The 279-nt window shown below is 53.4% G+C and carries 1 protein-coding gene; it reads left to right on the plus strand.

Going from position 1 to position 279, the window contains the following annotated elements:
• Positions 1 to 185: hypothetical protein (locus tag ACZ2V4_RS11770; RefSeq protein WP_481762257.1), on the plus strand; the 185-nt coding region annotated here is incomplete at its 5' end.
• Between the last annotated feature and the right edge of the window lie 94 nt (positions 186 to 279).

A 279-nucleotide genomic window follows, 5' to 3' on the forward strand; every position in this document is an offset into this window, starting at 1 on the left:
CGTTTGCATCCGCCTACAAGTGCACGGCACAGCTCGTGGTCTATAACGATCTTCCTCAGGTGAGCCGGACGATTACCGTCGTTGGCCTGTGGCCGGCTTCGGTTGCGGATGTCGAACTCGACGGTTCCGCATCGAACCTTGTGACCCTCAACATCACGTGGGCTTTCGACTACCTGATCAACTAACCCTCGTAAATACACGGTTTGTTTAACCAAGGACAAGACTATGAAAGCAGAAGTAATAGCACGCCTAATGGTCACGGCCAGCGAGGGTAAGTGG

Source organism: Macrococcus sp. CoH-51_TC_04 (assembly GCF_058188655.1).